The organism is Methylobacterium sp. CM6246 (genome assembly GCF_054818005.1).
In genome coordinates this window covers 2431306-2446294 of sequence record NZ_JBTXKY010000001.1, presented here as the reverse complement: position 1 = coordinate 2446294, position 14989 = coordinate 2431306, and the positions used below count along the sequence as shown (strand labels likewise).

18 protein-coding genes are annotated in these 14989 nt (G+C 70.8%); 6 read left to right on the top strand and 12 right to left on the bottom strand.

Going from position 1 to position 14989, the window contains the following annotated elements:
- Positions 1 to 2: 2 nt before the first annotated feature.
- A complete protein-coding gene (locus tag ACYQPG_RS12025; protein ID WP_058190458.1) occupies positions 3 to 404 on the top strand; it encodes a F0F1 ATP synthase subunit epsilon in 402 nt (133 codons plus the stop codon).
- On the opposite strand, the gene ACYQPG_RS12020 is transcribed toward ACYQPG_RS12025, so the two are convergent.
- From ACYQPG_RS12020 to hrpB, 7 genes are all read right to left on the bottom strand, one after another.
- A complete protein-coding gene (locus ACYQPG_RS12020; protein WP_461231030.1) occupies positions 394 to 1653 on the bottom strand; it encodes a CCA tRNA nucleotidyltransferase in 1260 nt (419 codons plus the stop codon). The two genes, ACYQPG_RS12025 and ACYQPG_RS12020, sit on opposite strands and share 11 nt — an antisense overlap.
- Entirely contained in the window at positions 1650 to 1907 is a 258-nt protein-coding gene (locus ACYQPG_RS12015) for a DUF6111 family protein (protein ID WP_147905659.1), read from the bottom strand. Before ACYQPG_RS12015 ends, ACYQPG_RS12020 begins: the two co-directional genes overlap by 4 nt.
- 14 nt (positions 1908 to 1921) lie before the next feature.
- Positions 1922 to 2581 (bottom strand): CoA pyrophosphatase, encoded by a 660-nt coding sequence (locus tag ACYQPG_RS12010; RefSeq protein ID WP_461231029.1) that lies wholly within the window; start codon positions 2579 to 2581, stop codon positions 1922 to 1924.
- Positions 2578 to 3162 (bottom strand): DUF1285 domain-containing protein, encoded by a 585-nt coding sequence (locus tag ACYQPG_RS12005; protein WP_461231027.1) that lies wholly within the window; start codon positions 3160 to 3162, stop codon positions 2578 to 2580. Before ACYQPG_RS12005 ends, ACYQPG_RS12010 begins: the two co-directional genes overlap by 4 nt.
- A gap of 234 nt (positions 3163 to 3396) precedes the next feature.
- Positions 3397 to 4608 carry an SMP-30/gluconolactonase/LRE family protein gene (locus tag ACYQPG_RS12000; protein WP_461231026.1) on the bottom strand — a complete coding sequence of 404 codons (1212 nt, stop codon included), beginning with the start codon at positions 4606 to 4608 and terminating at the stop codon, positions 3397 to 3399.
- A gap of 79 nt (positions 4609 to 4687) precedes the next feature.
- Positions 4688 to 5113, bottom strand: coding sequence for a PaaI family thioesterase (locus ACYQPG_RS11995; protein WP_147905655.1), 426 nt, complete (start codon positions 5111 to 5113; stop codon positions 4688 to 4690).
- A 47-nt stretch (positions 5114 to 5160) separates the two neighbouring features.
- Positions 5161 to 7617: an ATP-dependent helicase HrpB gene (hrpB, locus tag ACYQPG_RS11990; RefSeq protein ID WP_461231025.1), complete on the bottom strand. Its 2457-nt coding sequence runs from the start codon at positions 7615 to 7617 to the stop codon at positions 5161 to 5163.
- A gap of 152 nt (positions 7618 to 7769) precedes the next feature.
- On the opposite strand from hrpB, the gene ACYQPG_RS11985 reads away from it, so the two are divergent.
- The 4 genes from ACYQPG_RS11985 to ACYQPG_RS11970 all read left to right on the top strand — a co-directional run bounded on the left by ACYQPG_RS11985 (position 7770) and on the right by ACYQPG_RS11970 (position 10235).
- A complete protein-coding gene (locus tag ACYQPG_RS11985; protein ID WP_147905653.1) occupies positions 7770 to 8396 on the top strand; it encodes a carboxymuconolactone decarboxylase family protein in 627 nt (208 codons plus the stop codon).
- A 150-nt stretch (positions 8397 to 8546) separates the two neighbouring features.
- A complete protein-coding gene (locus ACYQPG_RS11980; protein ID WP_147905652.1) occupies positions 8547 to 8780 on the top strand; it encodes a hypothetical protein in 234 nt (77 codons plus the stop codon).
- A 107-nt stretch (positions 8781 to 8887) separates the two neighbouring features.
- On the top strand, positions 8888 to 9286 hold the full coding sequence (locus tag ACYQPG_RS11975; RefSeq protein WP_147937668.1) for a hypothetical protein: 399 nt from the start codon (positions 8888 to 8890) through the stop codon (positions 9284 to 9286).
- A gap of 232 nt (positions 9287 to 9518) precedes the next feature.
- A complete protein-coding gene (locus ACYQPG_RS11970) occupies positions 9519 to 10235 on the top strand; it encodes a YoaK family protein (protein ID WP_419829502.1) in 717 nt (238 codons plus the stop codon).
- 19 nt (positions 10236 to 10254) lie between these two features.
- Here the strand turns inward: ACYQPG_RS11970 and ACYQPG_RS11965 are convergent, their stop codons facing one another.
- From ACYQPG_RS11965 to ACYQPG_RS11945, 5 genes are all read right to left on the bottom strand, one after another.
- On the bottom strand, positions 10255 to 10503 hold the full coding sequence (locus tag ACYQPG_RS11965; RefSeq protein WP_461231024.1) for a flagellar protein: 249 nt from the start codon (positions 10501 to 10503) through the stop codon (positions 10255 to 10257).
- Positions 10504 to 10683: 180 nt separating this feature from the next.
- Positions 10684 to 11064 carry a hypothetical protein gene (locus tag ACYQPG_RS11960; protein ID WP_461231022.1) on the bottom strand — a complete coding sequence of 127 codons (381 nt, stop codon included), beginning with the start codon at positions 11062 to 11064 and terminating at the stop codon, positions 10684 to 10686.
- A 3-nt stretch (positions 11065 to 11067) separates the two neighbouring features.
- A complete protein-coding gene (locus tag ACYQPG_RS11955; RefSeq protein ID WP_147905648.1) occupies positions 11068 to 11298 on the bottom strand; it encodes a hypothetical protein in 231 nt (76 codons plus the stop codon).
- Between the two features lie 99 nt (positions 11299 to 11397).
- Complete coding sequence (locus ACYQPG_RS11950) at positions 11398 to 12987, bottom strand: OpgD/OpgG family glucan biosynthesis protein (RefSeq protein ID WP_461231021.1); 1590 nt, start codon at positions 12985 to 12987, stop codon at positions 11398 to 11400.
- A gap of 94 nt (positions 12988 to 13081) precedes the next feature.
- Positions 13082 to 13747 (bottom strand): SCO family protein, encoded by a 666-nt coding sequence (locus ACYQPG_RS11945; protein ID WP_461231020.1) that lies wholly within the window; start codon positions 13745 to 13747, stop codon positions 13082 to 13084.
- Positions 13748 to 14005: 258 nt separating this feature from the next.
- Here ACYQPG_RS11945 and ACYQPG_RS11940 point away from each other — a divergent pair, with 258 nt between their 5' ends.
- The gene (locus tag ACYQPG_RS11940; RefSeq protein ID WP_147905645.1) at positions 14006 to 14908 is read left to right on the top strand and encodes an MBL fold metallo-hydrolase; all 903 of its coding nucleotides are present in this window, start codon (positions 14006 to 14008) and stop codon (positions 14906 to 14908) included.
- The last annotated feature ends 81 nt before the right edge of the window (positions 14909 to 14989 follow it).

Genomic DNA, 14989 nt, shown 5'->3' with positions numbered 1-14989 from the left:
AGATGGCCACCTTCCACTTCGATTTCGTCGGCCCCGAGCGGACGCTGTATTCCGGCGAGGTGACGGCCGTTCAGCTCCCCGGCACCGAGGGCGAGATGACCGTGATGCCGGGCCACGCCCCGGTCCTGACGTCCTTGCGGGTCGGCGTCATCGTGATCACCGAGAGCCAGGGCAGCGGCAAACGGATCTACGTCCGCGGCGGCTTCGCGGATATCGGCCCGACCGCCGTGACCGTCCTCGCCGAGCGCGCCGCGCCGATCGAGGAGCTCACCCACGAATCCCTTGACCGGGATATCGAGGCGGCCGAGTTGCAGCGCGACGCCACCGAAGATCTGCAGAAGCGCGAAGATCTGAACGGCCAGATCGTCCAGCTCCAGGAGACCAAGGCGCTCCTCAAGCTCTGAGAGAGAACGCGCGGGCACTCGCCAGCGCGCGCTCCAGCAGCTCGGCCCTCGCCTCGGTATCGGCCGGGCAGCCGCGCTCCAACCAGAGTTCCCGGGCCGCTGCCAATCCACGGCCGATGGCCGGACCTGCCGGGAGGCCCGCGGCCACGAGATCCGCCCCCGCGAGCGGGAAGCGCGGCGCACCGCCTGCACCGCTCAGCGAATCCAGCGCTTGCCGCGCCTCATCCTCCATGACAGGCCGGGGCTCGCCCGACACGATCGTCAGCGTTTCCTTGAGGAGCGGCAGGCCGTGCTCGGCCACGAGCGCCCGGGCCGTGAGTGGGTCGATGTCGGCGCGACCGTGGAGGTCTGCCAGCGCATCCGCGTAGCCGCTGAGCAGCGCGTACTCCTGCTTTGACAGGCGCAGCCGTTCGCGCAGCCTGTCGGCATCGTGCCGCCCGCCGACCGAGAGGGCGGCGAGACGCATCACCGGCGAGAGCGCTGCGGCGAACGCCCGATCCAGGCGCCCCAGTTCTGCGACGCCGCCGGTGATACGCTGAAGGAGCCCGGTGGCGCTCAGGACTGCGACCATTTGAGTGCCGTTGCGGGCAGCCAGCAGTTTCACGAATTCGGCCCGGACCCGCTCGCGGGATAGCCGGTCGAGGGCGTCCCGTGCGGCGACGCAAGCGGCGAGCCCCGCCTGATCGGGAGGGCCGGCGCCAAATCGGGCGTGGAAGCGGAAGAAGCGCAGGATCCGGAGCGCATCCTCGTGGATCCGGGTCCCGGGATCGCCGATGAAGCGCACCCGCCCGGCCTTCAGATCGGCGAGACCGCCGACCGTATCGTGCAGGCGCCCGTCGGCTCCCAGGGAGAGGGCGTTGACGGTGAAGTCGCGCCGCTCGGCATCCCGGGCGAAATCGCCACCGAACCGGACCACCGCATGGCGGCCATCGGTCTCGACATCCTCGCGCAGGGTCGTGACCTCGACCGGCCCGTCCTCGGTCACCAGGGTGACCGTGCCGTGCTCGATCCCGGTGGGCACCGCCTTGAGGCCTTGCGCCTTCCGGGCGGCATCCATCACGGCGTCCGGCAACAGCGTGGTCGTGAGGTCGATGTCGGCGGACGGGCTGCCCAGCAGCGCGTCGCGCACGCAGCCGCCGACCAGGCGGGTCTCGGCGTGCGGAACATCGAGGGCAGCGAGTGCCCGGCGTACGCCCGGCTGGCCCAGCAGGGCCGCGAGCGCGCCGTAATCGAGGGCGGCCTGGCTCACTTGAAGCCGCCCGGCACCAGACGGCCGTTCTCCATATGGGTCGGCACGTAGCCGCCGGCCCTGCGCTCCGAGAACAAGCCCTCGTAGACCAGCGTCCCGATGACGATGGCGAGGCCGGCGAGGACCAGACGGACGAGGTGTGGGTCCCAGTGCACCCGGCGCATCGGGTTGCGGCCCACGAGCACCAGGTAGGCCATGAACAGCACGAACGGGATGAGGAAGAGGCCGAACTCTTCGATGAGGCGGCGCAGCATGATGGTCGGTTGCCTTATCCCGCGGGGTGGGGGCCGGTTTCCGGGTAGAGGCGCTCCCGGAGGTTGTTCAGGATCCCGGCGGTGACGCCCCAGATCAGCCGGTCCTCGAAGGTCAGGGCATAGTACCGGCGGGTGCGTCCCTGCCAGACCCGCGCCTGCAGAACATAGCGGTCCCGGTCCATCAGCACCGGCATCGGCACCTCGAACACGTCCGCGACCTCGCTGGGGTTCGGCGTGAAGACGGCGTCGGCCGGGACCACGCCGATCACCGGCGTGACGAGGAACCCTGTGCCGGACAGGTAGGGGTCGAGATAGCCGAGCAGGCGGACCGAGTCGGGTGCGAGCCCGATCTCCTCGTGGGCCTCCCGCAAGGCTGCGTCCGCGGGTCCGGGATCGGCCGGGTCGATCTTGCCGCCCGGCAGCGCGACCTGCCCGGAATGGTCGCGCAGGTTGGCCGCCCGCTGGGTCAGGACCAGCCTCAGGCCGTCCGTCCGGAACACCACCGGCACAAGGACTGCCGCCCGCCGGTGCGGCGGCGGCGGGATCACCGCGCTGCCGTCCGGGTCGAGACTGTGGTCCCCCCGGGGATTCGAGGTCGGGTCGTCCGGGCCTGGCGGGTCCGGGGAGAGGTGGGACGCGGCGCGGGCGAGGAATTCGGCGAGCGGGTCGCTCACGCGGCCTCGGCCGGGGCGATCGTGTGGAAGGTGCCGCCGGCCCAGAGGCCGAGCCAAGGCCGCCCGTCGATCACGCGCTCCTCGGCGAGTTCCACCAGATCGTAGGTGAGCGCGCGGGTGACCAGGGCCGAGAGTCCGCGCCGGACATGAAGATAGGGCTTCAGAGCCCCATCGGGCTCCTGCTCGAAGCGCAAGGCATGTTCCGAGTCGACGCTCACGAGATCGTCGACATTGGTCCGGAACGAGATCCGCCGGTCCTCCCCGCCTCCGTCCACCGCCATCTCGACGGCCACGAAGGCGGCGTCTTCCACGGTGATGCCGACGCTCTCCACGGGGGTCACCAGCACCGTCCGCCCATCCGGCTCGCGCCGCAGGATGGAGGCGAACAGCTTCACCATCTTATCCCGGCGGATCGGCGAGCCGTTGTGGTGCCAGGTGCCGTCCGCGGCGATGCGGATGTCGATGGGCCCGCAATAGGGCGGGTTCCATGTCTCGACCGGCGGCAGCCCACGCTTGGGCAGGTCGCCCAAGGCGGCGCCGAGGCGGCTCAAGGTCGGGTCGGGGGCGGGATCCTCACTCATGCCGGTTACAGATAGCGTCCCGGGGGCCCGGCAACCACGGGTGCTTTCCTGCCATCTGCCGCCGTTCGTCGCCGTCATCATTCATGCGGGCGCCAGGATCCACAGGGCCGAGGGATTTCGATCCGTCGGCCGCATCCCGACGTACGCCGGGGCGTGCGCATCAGGCTCAGGTGGAGAAGGGACATCCAGCCTCATGCGGTTCCGCATCTGGTTGGCGTCGGCCCTCACCCGTGTTCAGGCCGGCCCCGCCCCCTGCGTGTTCACATAGACCGCGTAGAGCGACTGGCTCGCGGTCATGAACAGGCGGTTCCGCTTCGGGCCGCCGAAGGTGAGGTTGCCGCAGACCTCGGGCAGGCGGATGCGGCCGATCAGCTTGCCCTGCGGCGACCACACCGTGACACCGTTGTAGCCGACCGCCCGGCCCGCGTTGCTCGCGACCCAGAGGTTGCCATCGACATCGGCCCGCATGCCGTCCGGTCCGCACTTCACGCCGTCCACGACGCAATCCGAGAACAGCCGCTGGTTCGACAGCTTGGGGCCGTCCCCGACATCGAAGGCGTAGATCTCGCCCTTGCCGCCGGCTCCGGTATCGCCGGGGCCTTTCCCGGTGGAGGACAGGTAGAGCGTCTTGTGGTCGGGCGAGAAGCACAGCCCGTTCGGATTCGGCACCTGCGCGTCCGTCAGGATCTGGTCGATCCGGCCGGTCGGGTCGATGCGGTAGAGCGCGTTGGGGAGCGCGCGCTTGCCGACGGCGATCCCGGCCGCCTGGCCGAGCCGTGGATTGATCCGGCCCTGCGGGTTCGAGGGGCCGCCCGCCTCGTCCGGCATCCCCTCGTACAGGAGACCGCCATAGGGCGGATCCGTGAACCAGTACGATCCGTCGGCGTGCTGCTCGACGTCGTTGGGTGAATTGAACGGCTTGCCGTCGAAGCGGTCGGCCAGGATCGTGGCTGAGCCATCGAGCTCGTAGCGCACCACCCGCCGGGTGATGTGCTCGCAGGAGATCTGGCGGCCCTGGCGATCGAAGGTGTTGCCGTTCGAGTTGTTGCTGCGGCTGCGGAAGACGCCGACATGCCCGTCCTCCTCGAGCCACCGCATCTGGCGGTCGTTCGGGATGTCGCTCCAGATCAGGAAGCGGCCGAGGCTGTTCCATGCCGGCCCCTCCGCCCAAAGTGCGCCGGTCCAGAGGCGGCGGATGGCGCTGTTGAGGACCACGTAGGGGCCGAAGGCCGGATCGACCGTGATGACGTCGGGATCGGTGAAGTAGGTGGTCGGGGCCGCGCCGGGACGAAAGTCGCGGGGCGGGTCGGTCACGGTGCTCGGCGGCTCCGGCTGACCGAGAGCCGCCGTGGTCGAGGCAAGGGCTGCGCCAGCACCGACGAGCATCGCGCGACGGGACGGTCGCGCGAGTCCAGTTCTGACAGCGTCATCCTGTGATTGCCGCATGATAGTCCTCCCCGTACGCCGACCGGTCGTCGATCTAACTCTTGTCGATCTCGGCAGTATGACTGGGACCGCGTTTCGATCAACCGGGCTTGCGGCGCAGGATCTTCCAAACACCGTCTGCTGTCGCCACCAGGCGCGGGCCTTCGCGTATCTCCCCGCGCATGAAGACCAGGGAGCCGGTGCGCTTCACCACCCCGGGGTGCACGGTGAGCCAGTCGCCGAGGCGGCCGACATCGATGAACTTCATCTCGAGCTGGATCGTCACGCAGTTGGCGCCGTCGGCGGCCCGCATCGCGGTCTCGCCCAGCGCGCGGTCGGCGAAGCTCATCAGCATGCCGCCATGGACCACCCCGATCAGGTTGGCGTGCTTCTGCTCCGCACGGAACGCGTAGGCGCCGTCCGCGGCGCGGACATGGAGCGGGCCGACATGGGCGATGAAACCCTCGTCCTCCACCAGCGCCCAGCCCTCGGATGCAGGATCGAAGGGTGTCGGGTCAGTCGCCATTGCGTCTCGTCCCTCGTGTCGTTGACGGGTATCGGGCCTGCCGAAACTCAGGTGCCACGGGGCTTTGCCCGCCGGGTCGGCGCCTCGGCCAACGGGTCTTCCGGCCAGGGATGGCGCAGGTAGCGCCCGCGCATCTCTGCACGCACCGCCGCCCAGGAACCGCGCCAGAAGCCCGGCAGATCCCGGGTGATCTGAATCGGGCGATGCGCCGGCGACAACAGGTGCAGCACGAGGGGACGGCCGCCCGCGGTGGGATGGCGGTCCAGGCCGAACAATTCCTGCACCCGGACCGCCAGCACAGGCTCGGCCTCGGTGTAGTCGACCGGGATGCGCGAGCCGGTCGGCACCTCGACATGGGTCGGCGCCTCCACGTCGAGCCGGCCGCGGAGCTGCCAGGGCAGCAGGCCCTGGAGGGCGCCGCCGAGGTCGTCCGGGGTGATCGCCGCGAGGGAGTTGCGTCCGACGAGCGCCGGCGCCAGCCAAGCTGCGGCACTGGCCCCGAGGGCGGCGTCGGAGAGATCCGGCCAGGTCGTATCGCCCTCGGCGGCGTGCAGGAACTGCACGCGGGCCCGCCATTGCGACAGTCCCGGCGTCCAGGGCAGCCGATCGATCCCGAGGCCGACGATGCCGCTGGCGAGGATCTCCGCGGACGCGGTGTCGGCCGGGACAGGCAGCGGCCGCTCTCCGAGGCTGACCGCACCCAGGCGCCGGACCGCTCTGGCCCGCAGGGCGGCGGCCTGCGAATCGAAGGTCACCTCGGTGCGCGCCTCGATCCGGTCGGAGAACAGCCTCTCGATCGCGTCGGCACCGATGGAAGCCGCCGCCAGGATGCGAGCGTTGCCGGCGGCGCCGGCCAAGTCGGCGATGACCAGGTAGGTCTCCCGGGCGAGTGGACTCGCCGGATCGAGTCGGCCGGCGCGGCCGCTCGCCATCACGAACTCGCCCTCCCGTCCCCGGGCGCGGGCGACCCGGTCCGGATAGGCCCGGGCGAGCAGCAGGCCGGCGGCTTCTGGGGCGTAATGTTGCGCGCCGCCAGCGATCCGCGCCCAATTCTCGGCCAGGCGGCGCATATCCGCGGCCCGGGCTCCTCGGTCTCGCCGGAAGCGCTCGACCCGCTCGTCGAGGTCGATGCCGTCGCCGCCCAGCCCACGTTCGACCAGAACTGCCGCGAGATCTGCGGCGGCGCGGGCGTGGCCGGTTCCGGCCGCCGCCGTCACCATCCGGGCGAGCCGGGGCGGCAACGGCAGGGCGCGCAGTCGCGTGCCGACCTCGGTCAGGCGACCGTCGGCGTCGAGCGCCCCGAGGGCGGCCAGCATGGTGCGGGCCTCCGTGAGCGCCGGGGCGGGCGGTGGATCCAGAAAGGCGAGCCTGCCCGGATCGGTCACGCCCCAGGCTGCGCAGTCGAGCAGCAGGCCGGCGAGGTCCGCCGAAAGGATCTCCGGGCGGGTGAACGGCTCCAGCGCGTTGGTGCCGGCCTCCGACCACAGCCGCCAACACAGCCCCGGCTCGGTCCGCCCGGCCCGCCCCCGGCGCTGGTCGACCGAGGCGCGCGACGCCCGGGCGGTGACCAGCCGGGTCAGGCCGAGGCCCGGCTCGTAAACCGGCACGCGGGCCAAGCCGGAATCGACCACGATCCGGACGCCCTCGATGGTCAGCGAGGTCTCGGCGATGCTGGTGGCCAGCACCACCTTGCGGGTACCGGCCGGCGCCGGCGCGACGGCGCGGTCCTGCTCTGCCGGGGTGAGCGCGCCGTAGAGCGGGGCGAGCTGGACCTCCGGCCCGACCTTCGCGGCCAGGATGTCGTGCGTCCGCCGGATCTCGGCCTGTCCCGGAAGGAACACCAGCACCGACCCGGGATCGGCCCGGAGCGCCCGCAGCGTGACCTCGGTCACCGAATCCTCGATCCGCCGGTTCGGGTCGCGCTCGGCGTACCGGGTCTCCACCGGGAAAGCCCGGCCCTCGGACGCGACCACGGGGGCGTCGCCGAGCAGCCGTGCGACGCGGGCGTCATCCAGGGTCGCGGACATGACCAGGATCCGCAGATCCTCGCGCAAGCCGCCCTGTGCATCGCACGCGAAGGCTAAGCCCAGATCGGCGTCGAGGGACCGTTCGTGGAATTCGTCGAACAGCACAGCCCCGATGCCCGCGAGCTCCGGATCGTCGAGGATCATGCGGGTGAACACGCCCTCGGTCACCACCTCGATCCGGGTCCGCGCCGAAATCTTCGAGCCGAGCCGCACCCGCAGGCCGACCCGTTCGCCGACCGGCTCGCCCAGGGTCTGCGCCATCCGGGCGGCGGCGGCCCGGGCCGCCAGGCGGCGCGGCTCAAGGAGGATGATCTTGCGTCCCTCAAGCCAGGGGGCGTCGAGCAGGTCGAGGGGGACGCGCGTGGTCTTGCCGGCGCCGGGGGGCGCTACCAGCACGGCGGCATTCCGGGCGGATAGCACCCGACGCAGTTCGGGGAGTGCGGCCTCGATCGGCAGCGCGGAGGTTGGACCGGCCATCGCCTCCGCTGATGGCCCGGCCCGGCGCGGGGCGCAACCGCCCGGCGCTCCCCCGTGACGCCGAGGCGCGATCGAAACCGATCGGCCGCCCCTGCCCTGGCCGGCGCCGCAGGCCGAGGCGAACGTACGCGTAACGATTTGGGAGTGAAACGATGCGCATCCGCCTCGCCGCCCGCGCCCTGGCGCTCGCGGCCCTGTTCCCCACCCTCTCGATCGCGGCCGAAGAGCGCCTGCCGACCATCCCGCCGCAGGTTTATACGCCCGAGCAGAAGCAGGCCGCCGAGGCGTTCGAGCAGGCCCGCGGCAAGCCGCCGTTCGGCCCGTTCCAGCCGCTGATGCACTCGCCCGAGGTGATGACCCTCGCCCGCGCGATGGGCGACTATCTGCGCTTCAAGCCCAAGATCGGCACGACGCTCTCGGAACTGGTGATCCTGCTCACGGCCCGGCGCTGGACCCAGGATTACGAATGGTATGTCCACGCCCCCATCGCCGAGAAGGCGGGCATCGTCCCCGAGATCGTCGCGGCGATCCGCGATGGGCGCCGGCCGGCCCGGATGAGCGAGGACGAGACGATCGTGTACGACTTTACGACCGAACTGCAGGATACGCGGCGCGTCTCGGATACCACCTACGCCCGGGCGGAGGCCCGGTTCGGGAAGGCTGGTATCGTCGATCTGGCCGCCATCTCGGGCTACTACACCTTGCTCGCCATGGAGCTGAACACGGCACGCTATCCGATTCCCCAGGACGGTCAGCGCCTCCCGAGGCTTCCAGAGTAAACAGGGTTCTCCACAGCGCTCCGGCATCCGGATCCCCGTTATCCACAGGGTTTGCCGACGCCCTCGCGCGTTGGCGGCCATGCGTTGACGAAGCGTTAATCCTTCTGAATTGTTCTCTCTTCGTTCCGACGTGTGACGAAGGAGACCCCGATGCTGACCCAGGCCCTCGCTGCACAGGCGGATCATGCCTGTCCGGTCGACGCGATCAGCCGCGCCTATCTCAGCTTCACCGGCGGCGATGCCGGCATCGCGCTCCGCTGCGCCATCGCCGACGCCCTGTCCGACCTGATGGAGGCCGAGCGGCGCACGCGCGAGCGCAGCCGCCTGATTTCCCGGGGCTACGTCCGAGAGGCGCCGATGGTCGCCGTCGGGACTGAAAGCTGAACGGTGGCTGCAGGCGGACTTCAGAGCCGATGCAGCGACGCCCAGGCATCCTGTCTCCTGTGATCGGGATCGTCCTGGTGATCCCGCGCTTCATTCGGAGTCAGGCCATGAAACGGATCGCTGTGCTTTCGGCCGCCGCGCTGATCGGCGCGGGGACCCTCGCATCCACGACCGCCGAGGCACGCGGCGGTGGCGCCGTGGTGGCCGGCATCATCGGTGGCTTGGCGGCCGGTGCCCTGATCGGTGCTGCCGCCCAGGCCGCGCCGGGCTACGGCCACGCGTACGGCATCCAGGACGACGGCTACGCCCCGATCCCCGTGGTCGTCCGGCCGCGGCCGGCCTACCGCGCCTACGACGCCGTCGAGCCGGTCTACGCGACGCGACGCGTGGTCACCTACGAGCGAGTCCCGGTGGGCTACGGTCACCGCCGCTGGCGCGACGATGCGGATTACGACGACGAAGGCGGCTACGGTCGCCACCTCGGTGGCGACGATCGCGGCTGGTGAGGACGGGACGGCGCGACGATCCCGGCAGGCGACCCGAACGGTGATGTCCGGATCGGCCCGGGTGCCGTGGCACCGGAACGGTCTGGTCCCGCGCGCCCGTCCGTCGATGGCTACGCCTGGTCCACGGAACCGATGCAGGGCACCGCTGCGCCGTGGTCGCGTACCCGATCGGGGGCGGGTCGGGTACGAGTACCGACTCAATCCGGACTGACCCAACGGCATCGGCGATTCCATGCTTGTCCATGAAGGCGAGACGCGCACCCGCGATGCCGACCTGACCCTGTCCTGGTCCCTGGCGGCGGTGGCCGGCGCCCTGAACACGGCGGGCTTCTACGCCGTTGGGTTCTACGCCTCGAACATGACCGGCAACGTGTCGGCGATCTCGGACCGAGCCGGGACCGGCGACCTGATCCTCGCCGCCCAGGCGCTGCTCCTCGTCATCCTGTTCGTGCTGGGCGCCGCGACCTCGACTCTGCTGATCCGCCGGCGCCGGCGCCACGCCCCCTCCGGGGCTTACGCCTACGGCATCCGGGCCGAGGCCCTCCTGCTAGCGGCGATCGGTCTGGTCGCACTCCCCATGGCCGAGCCGGCGCGGGGCGAGGCTCTGGTGTTCGGCCTGAGCTTCGTCCTGGGCCTGCAGAACGCCGTGGCGACGAAGATCACGGATGCCCGGGTGCGGACCACGCACGTCACCGGGATGATCACCGATATCGGGATCGAACTCGCGCGCTGGCTCGATCGCAAAGCCGGCGATCCCCTGGCGAAACGCCACGACCCCGACAAGCTGCGGCTTCACCTGATGACGGTCGGCGCGTTCCTCGGCGGGGGCCTCCTGGGTGTGGTCGCGTACCGCGCGATCGGCGTCGGGCTGCTGTTCGCCGCCGCCGCGATCCTGGCGCTCCTGGCGGCCCCCACGATCGGCCCGCGCCGGTCGGCCCCGGCCGAGTGAGCGCGTCGTCGCGCGGGCCTCAGGCGGTGATGTCGAGAAGCCGGCCGCTCATGCGGTCGGCGGTGCGCGCCACCGCGGCGTTCAGGGCGAAGGATGTCCGCGACCCGATCAGATCCGCGACGGTGCTCGACAGATCGACCTGCGCGGCGGGCGGCAGCGCCGCATCGCCGACCGGTACGCCGATCTCCGCGATGCGCTGCGCCGCAGTCCCAAGCCGGTCGGTGGCCCGGGTCATCCCGGTGGTCGCGGTCTGAAGCGCGTCGATCATCGTGGGCTCTCCTCCCACCGATCCTCGCACGGACTCGAGAGACAAGGGTTTCGCGGATCGATCAAATGCAACGGATTGCGCCGATCTCATCCGCGCAAAGTCGACGGTCGATCGGCGTTGGTATGCGGGTTGCCCGTGCAAGTTCGTACGGAATCGGCCGACCCGAGCCGAACCGCCCTGTCACCATCCGCAATTGGGCATGGGCGGCTGCGGCTTGGCCAAGGCCGCCTTCTCGATCGCCACCACCGGCCCCCAGGCGTATTTCTGCGCGTGCGGCGTGACGTTGGCGAACAAGCAGCCGAGCTGGAAGTGGCTGGCGCCCATCTCGCCCGAGAAGCCCATGCAGTCCAGGAAGGTCCAGGTTTTCGGGGCCGGAATCATCGAGCGCCAACGCGGCATCGCCACAGGCGCGCAGACCTTTACGGCCCCGGTGCCATCGTCGGCGTTCAGGGCGCTCTCGGGCGTCTGCCCCCGGGCCGGGGCGGCGGCCAGACTCGCGACGAGCAGGGCGGCCAGGATGGCACGGCGTGATCCGGGCCGGGTCCATAGGGGTGCGTTCATCGGTCAGTGCATCGTCCGCCACAGGGTCGCGAGGATCGCGAAGCCGATCACGTTGTACAGGATCGCCCAGATCCAGACGCCCATCACGGCGCGGCTCGGCTGCCGGGGGCGCTGACGACCGAGGCGCAGGCGATCCCGATCCTCGGGCGTCGGCCAGATCGCGCTCTTGGGCGCTCTCAACAGCCGGGTCAGGGCGTCGGGCAGATCGGTGCCGGGCGGTCGTTCGCCGTTCATGACGGCCTCCGATGCGGCGGTGGGACAACCGGCACCTGCGGCCGGGGCTCGACCTTCTAAGGGCAGCCGGCCGGCGTCGGCAATGCGCCCGGTCGCCGCCTACAGCACCGTCCCGGGCGCCTCGGGATAATACTGGTAGGCCCAGGTCTCCGAGAGAAGGCGGTCTCCATCCTTGAGTTGCAGCCGCATCTCGATCGGCTGCGGCCCTTCGGCGTAGACCTTCAGGAAGACGCGCCAGGGACTCGGTTTGCCGTAGGGCGCCCAGGTCGCCCCGACCTCCTCCGCGGTGCCGCGGGACAGCGTGAGTGCCACCTGCGCCTTCTCCGGGTCGCGGCCGGCCAAGGCCGCGCCCTCGAACGCCAGCACGAATTGACGCACGAGGTTCGCCCGGCCAGGCCGCCGGTCCGCGTCGGACAGCCAGGACGCCTTGGTCGCCCGGGTCGCGACGCAGCGGGCGAGATCGGTGGCGACCGGCTCGGCCACCGGCCAGTGCAGGCGATAGGCAAAGCTGCGCTCGGCACCCGCGGCGGGCGGGTCGGCCGGGACCCACATGGCGCCGATGTTGTCGTCGGTCTCCTGGTGCGTCGGGATCTCGACCAGCTGCACGCTGCCCTGTCCCCAATCGCCCTGGGGCTCCACCCAGATGTGGGGGCGGTTCTCCTCGAAGCCGTCGTCGATGTAGTTGTCGAACGCCCGGTCGCGCTGGAGCAGGCCGAACCCCTTCGGCGACGTGTCCGCGAAGGCGCTGACGCTGAGGCGCGGCGGGTTGTTGAGCGGGCGCCAGATCAGCTCGCCGGTGCCGGTCTGCATCAGCAGGCCATCGGAATCGTGCACCTCGGGCCGCCAGTCGCTGGCGAGGAACCGGCTCATCCCCTCCGAATACCACAGCATCGAGGTCAGGGGCGCGACGCCGAACCGCTCGACGGCCTTGCGGATATACAATGTGCAGGCGACGTCGATCACCACGTGCGGCTCCTTCCGCGCGGTGAACCGGTAGGCGCCGGTCAGGCTCTGCCCTTCGAGGAGCGCCAGCACCGAGACCGCCCCGTCCGCGGCGGGGGAGACGTAGAAGCGGGTGAAGACTGGGAATTCTTCCGGTTTCCCCGGCCCCGCCGCCGTATCGATGGCGATGCCCCGAGCCGAGGCGCCGTACTGTGCCCCGTCACCGGCGGCGCGAAAATAGGAGGCGCCGAGGAATGCCAGCCAGTCGCCGTCGTCACCGAGCCGGCCGGCCGGGACCTTCTGGAAGCGTACGCCGGCAAAGCCCGAGCCGTCCGGCAGATCCTGGCCGGGATTGCCGGGGGGGTAGGCGAAGAGATCGCGCGAATACAGTACCTCCCGGGCCTGGCCGCCTTCCACGGCGAAGATCTTCACCGGGTGACGGAAGAAGTTGCCGAGGTGGAAGAAGGTGACCGGGTACGGGCTCTCCGGGAACAATGCGTGCGCTGGCGGGTAGCGGATCTCCTGAAGCGGCCCGTAGGTCAGCGCGTCGAGGGTCGGCGACGGGGGTGCCTCGTGGGGCGGCATGTAGGGACGATCGCGCAGTGTGCGCGCCAGATCCTTCAGGCGTTCGAAATCCATCGGCTCCGGCGGCGCCAGGCGCGGACCGCCGGATGCGGCCTCGGCTGATCGCGCGAGCGGCGAGAGGGCCAGCAGGCCTACGGCTGTCAGGGCGCGTCGCGTGATCAAGCTGAAACCTCCGGGAATCGCCCCTCCGACGACCCGCCGCGTCCTCTAGCCACGCTGGAATGAGCGCGCCATTGACGGCTCAGCCGGCTGAGGTTCAGCTTCGCGGGCCGCAGGCGTTGGTCGGACCGTTGGTCTCCCAGAGCGCCGCGCCGCCGCCGGGCGCGCATTGGCCCGGCAGCGCCAGCGTGATCAGCTTGGACAGCGTGCGGTCCTCATCCTCCCCGTAGCCGATCTCCCCGACCATGCGGCCTGTCTTGTCGAACAGGCCGACCGTGGCGGAATGCTCCATCGTGTAGTCGCCGCCCGGGACCGGCACGCGCTTGTAGGCGACGTGGTAGGCATCGGCCATGCGGGCGACCTGATCGGGCGTCCCGACGAAGCCGCGAATCCTCGGATCGAACGCGGTCAGATAGTCCCGCAGGCTGTCGGGGGTGTCCCGCTCCGGGTCGAGGGTGACGAAGACCACGTTCAGCCGGTCTGCGTCACGCCCCATGCGGCCGAGTGCGCCGGACAGGGTGGACAGCGTCGTCGGGCAGACCTCCGGACAATGGGTGAAGCCGAAGAACAGGGCCGACGGCTTGCCAAGCAGGTCAGCCTGGCTCACCGGGCGCCCGTCGAGATCCGCCATCGCGAAGGACCCGCCGACCCGGCGCGGATGGCTGAACCGCGATCCCTGCTGCAGGACGATCGCCCCCGTCCCGGTAACGACCAGGGTGACGATGGCGGCGGAGGCGATGAGGGCGACGGGACTCGGTGCCATGCTCGAACCTGCGACGGGTGCGTCGGTCGTCGCAATATGGGGTCTGCCACACCGCGCGCGAAGACTCTGCGGCGAGGCGGACGTCATCGCCGAGCGGGAACCCGCCTCGGGAAGCCCGGTTTGCGGTACAGGGGCGGCCAACGCGCCTCACGCCCGGACCGCAGAGGGCCGCGGCGTTGAAATCCTCACGGTCGCAATGACTTGAGCGGGTCCCTCGATGCCGGCCTGCTCGGGCACCTGGCAGGAGAGCCGCCCGACATGGCCCAGCAGATCCCGGTCGATCCGAAGGCCCGCGCCGATGATCCGGCCCGTGACGCAGAGCGGGACGATTCCACGCACGCCATCACGGCCGACGTCGCGTATCGGCGGCTCGTGCTGGTCAACACCGTGTTCGTCGGCGCGCCCGGGGCGGGCGATCGCGGGTGGGTGCTGGTGGATGCGGGCGTGCTGGGCGCGAAGGGCGCGATCAAGGCCGCCGCGGAAGCACGGTTCGGCGCGGGCGCGCGGCCGGCCGCGATCGTGCTGACACACGGCCATTTCGACCATGTCGGCGTGCTGGAGGATCTCGCCGCGGAGTGGGACGTCCCGGTCTTCGCGCATGCGCTGGAGCGTCCGTATCTGGACGGCAGCGCCTCCTACCCGACCCCCGATCCGAGCGTCGGCGGGGGATTGCTGGGGCGCCTGTCGCCTCTGTACCCGACGCGGCCGGTCGACGTGTCCGATCGGTTGCAGGATCTGCCGGCCGACGGGTCCGTTCCGCCGATGGCTGGCTGGCGCTGGATCCACACGCCCGGGCACGCGCCGGGTCACGTCTCGTTCTGGCGCGAGGCCGACCGCACCCTCATCGCCGGCGATGCCTTCGTCACCACGGCGCAGGAATCGGCCTATGCGGTGGCGACACAGGAGCCGGAACTGCATGGGCCGCCCATGTACCTGACCCTCGATTGGACAGCTGCGCGCGACTCGGTCCGGACCCTCGCCGCTCTCGAACCGGAGCGCGTCATCACAGGTCACGGCCGTCCCCTGGAGGGACCCGAGATGCGGCGGGCGCTCCACGCCCTGGCCGACACGTTCGACGCTGTCGCCGTTCCGAAGCAGGGTCGCTACGTGGAAGAGCCGGTCAGGGCCGCGGACGGCTCGGCCTACGCCCCGCCGGACTAACTCGCCCCGCACGCGCGCGAACGAAACTGCCGACGATCCCGATGCTAGAAGATGTCGCCCCGCGTGCTCGTGTTCGCGATG

What these genes read in the sequence shown, in the direction of transcription:
- ACYQPG_RS11940 (WP_147905645.1), top strand. Translation starts at nt 14,006, where the DNA reads ATGGCCCAGCAGATCCCGGTCGATCCGAAGGCCCGCGCCGATGATCCG.
- ACYQPG_RS12025 (WP_058190458.1), top strand. Translation starts at nt 3, where the DNA reads ATGGCCACCTTCCACTTCGATTTCGTCGGCCCCGAGCGGACGCTGTAT.
- ACYQPG_RS12005 (WP_461231027.1), bottom strand. Translation starts at nt 3,162, where the DNA reads ATGAGTGAGGATCCCGCCCCCGACCCGACCTTGAGCCGCCTCGGCGCC.
- hrpB (WP_461231025.1), bottom strand. Translation starts at nt 7,617, where the DNA reads ATGGCCGGTCCAACCTCCGCGCTGCCGATCGAGGCCGCACTCCCCGAA.
- ACYQPG_RS11985 (WP_147905653.1), top strand. Translation starts at nt 7,770, where the DNA reads ATGCGCATCCGCCTCGCCGCCCGCGCCCTGGCGCTCGCGGCCCTGTTC.
- ACYQPG_RS11965 (WP_461231024.1), bottom strand. Translation starts at nt 10,503, where the DNA reads ATGATCGACGCGCTTCAGACCGCGACCACCGGGATGACCCGGGCCACC.
- ACYQPG_RS12000 (WP_461231026.1), bottom strand. Translation starts at nt 4,608, where the DNA reads ATGCGGCAATCACAGGATGACGCTGTCAGAACTGGACTCGCGCGACCG.
- ACYQPG_RS11955 (WP_147905648.1), bottom strand. Translation starts at nt 11,298, where the DNA reads ATGAACGGCGAACGACCGCCCGGCACCGATCTGCCCGACGCCCTGACC.
- ACYQPG_RS11995 (WP_147905655.1), bottom strand. Translation starts at nt 5,113, where the DNA reads ATGGCGACTGACCCGACACCCTTCGATCCTGCATCCGAGGGCTGGGCG.
- ACYQPG_RS11980 (WP_147905652.1), top strand. Translation starts at nt 8,547, where the DNA reads ATGCTGACCCAGGCCCTCGCTGCACAGGCGGATCATGCCTGTCCGGTC.
- ACYQPG_RS12015 (WP_147905659.1), bottom strand. Translation starts at nt 1,907, where the DNA reads ATGCTGCGCCGCCTCATCGAAGAGTTCGGCCTCTTCCTCATCCCGTTC.
- ACYQPG_RS11975 (WP_147937668.1), top strand. Translation starts at nt 8,888, where the DNA reads ATGAAACGGATCGCTGTGCTTTCGGCCGCCGCGCTGATCGGCGCGGGG.
- ACYQPG_RS11970 (WP_419829502.1), top strand. Translation starts at nt 9,519, where the DNA reads ATGCTTGTCCATGAAGGCGAGACGCGCACCCGCGATGCCGACCTGACC.
- ACYQPG_RS11945 (WP_461231020.1), bottom strand. Translation starts at nt 13,747, where the DNA reads ATGGCACCGAGTCCCGTCGCCCTCATCGCCTCCGCCGCCATCGTCACC.
- ACYQPG_RS11960 (WP_461231022.1), bottom strand. Translation starts at nt 11,064, where the DNA reads ATGAACGCACCCCTATGGACCCGGCCCGGATCACGCCGTGCCATCCTG.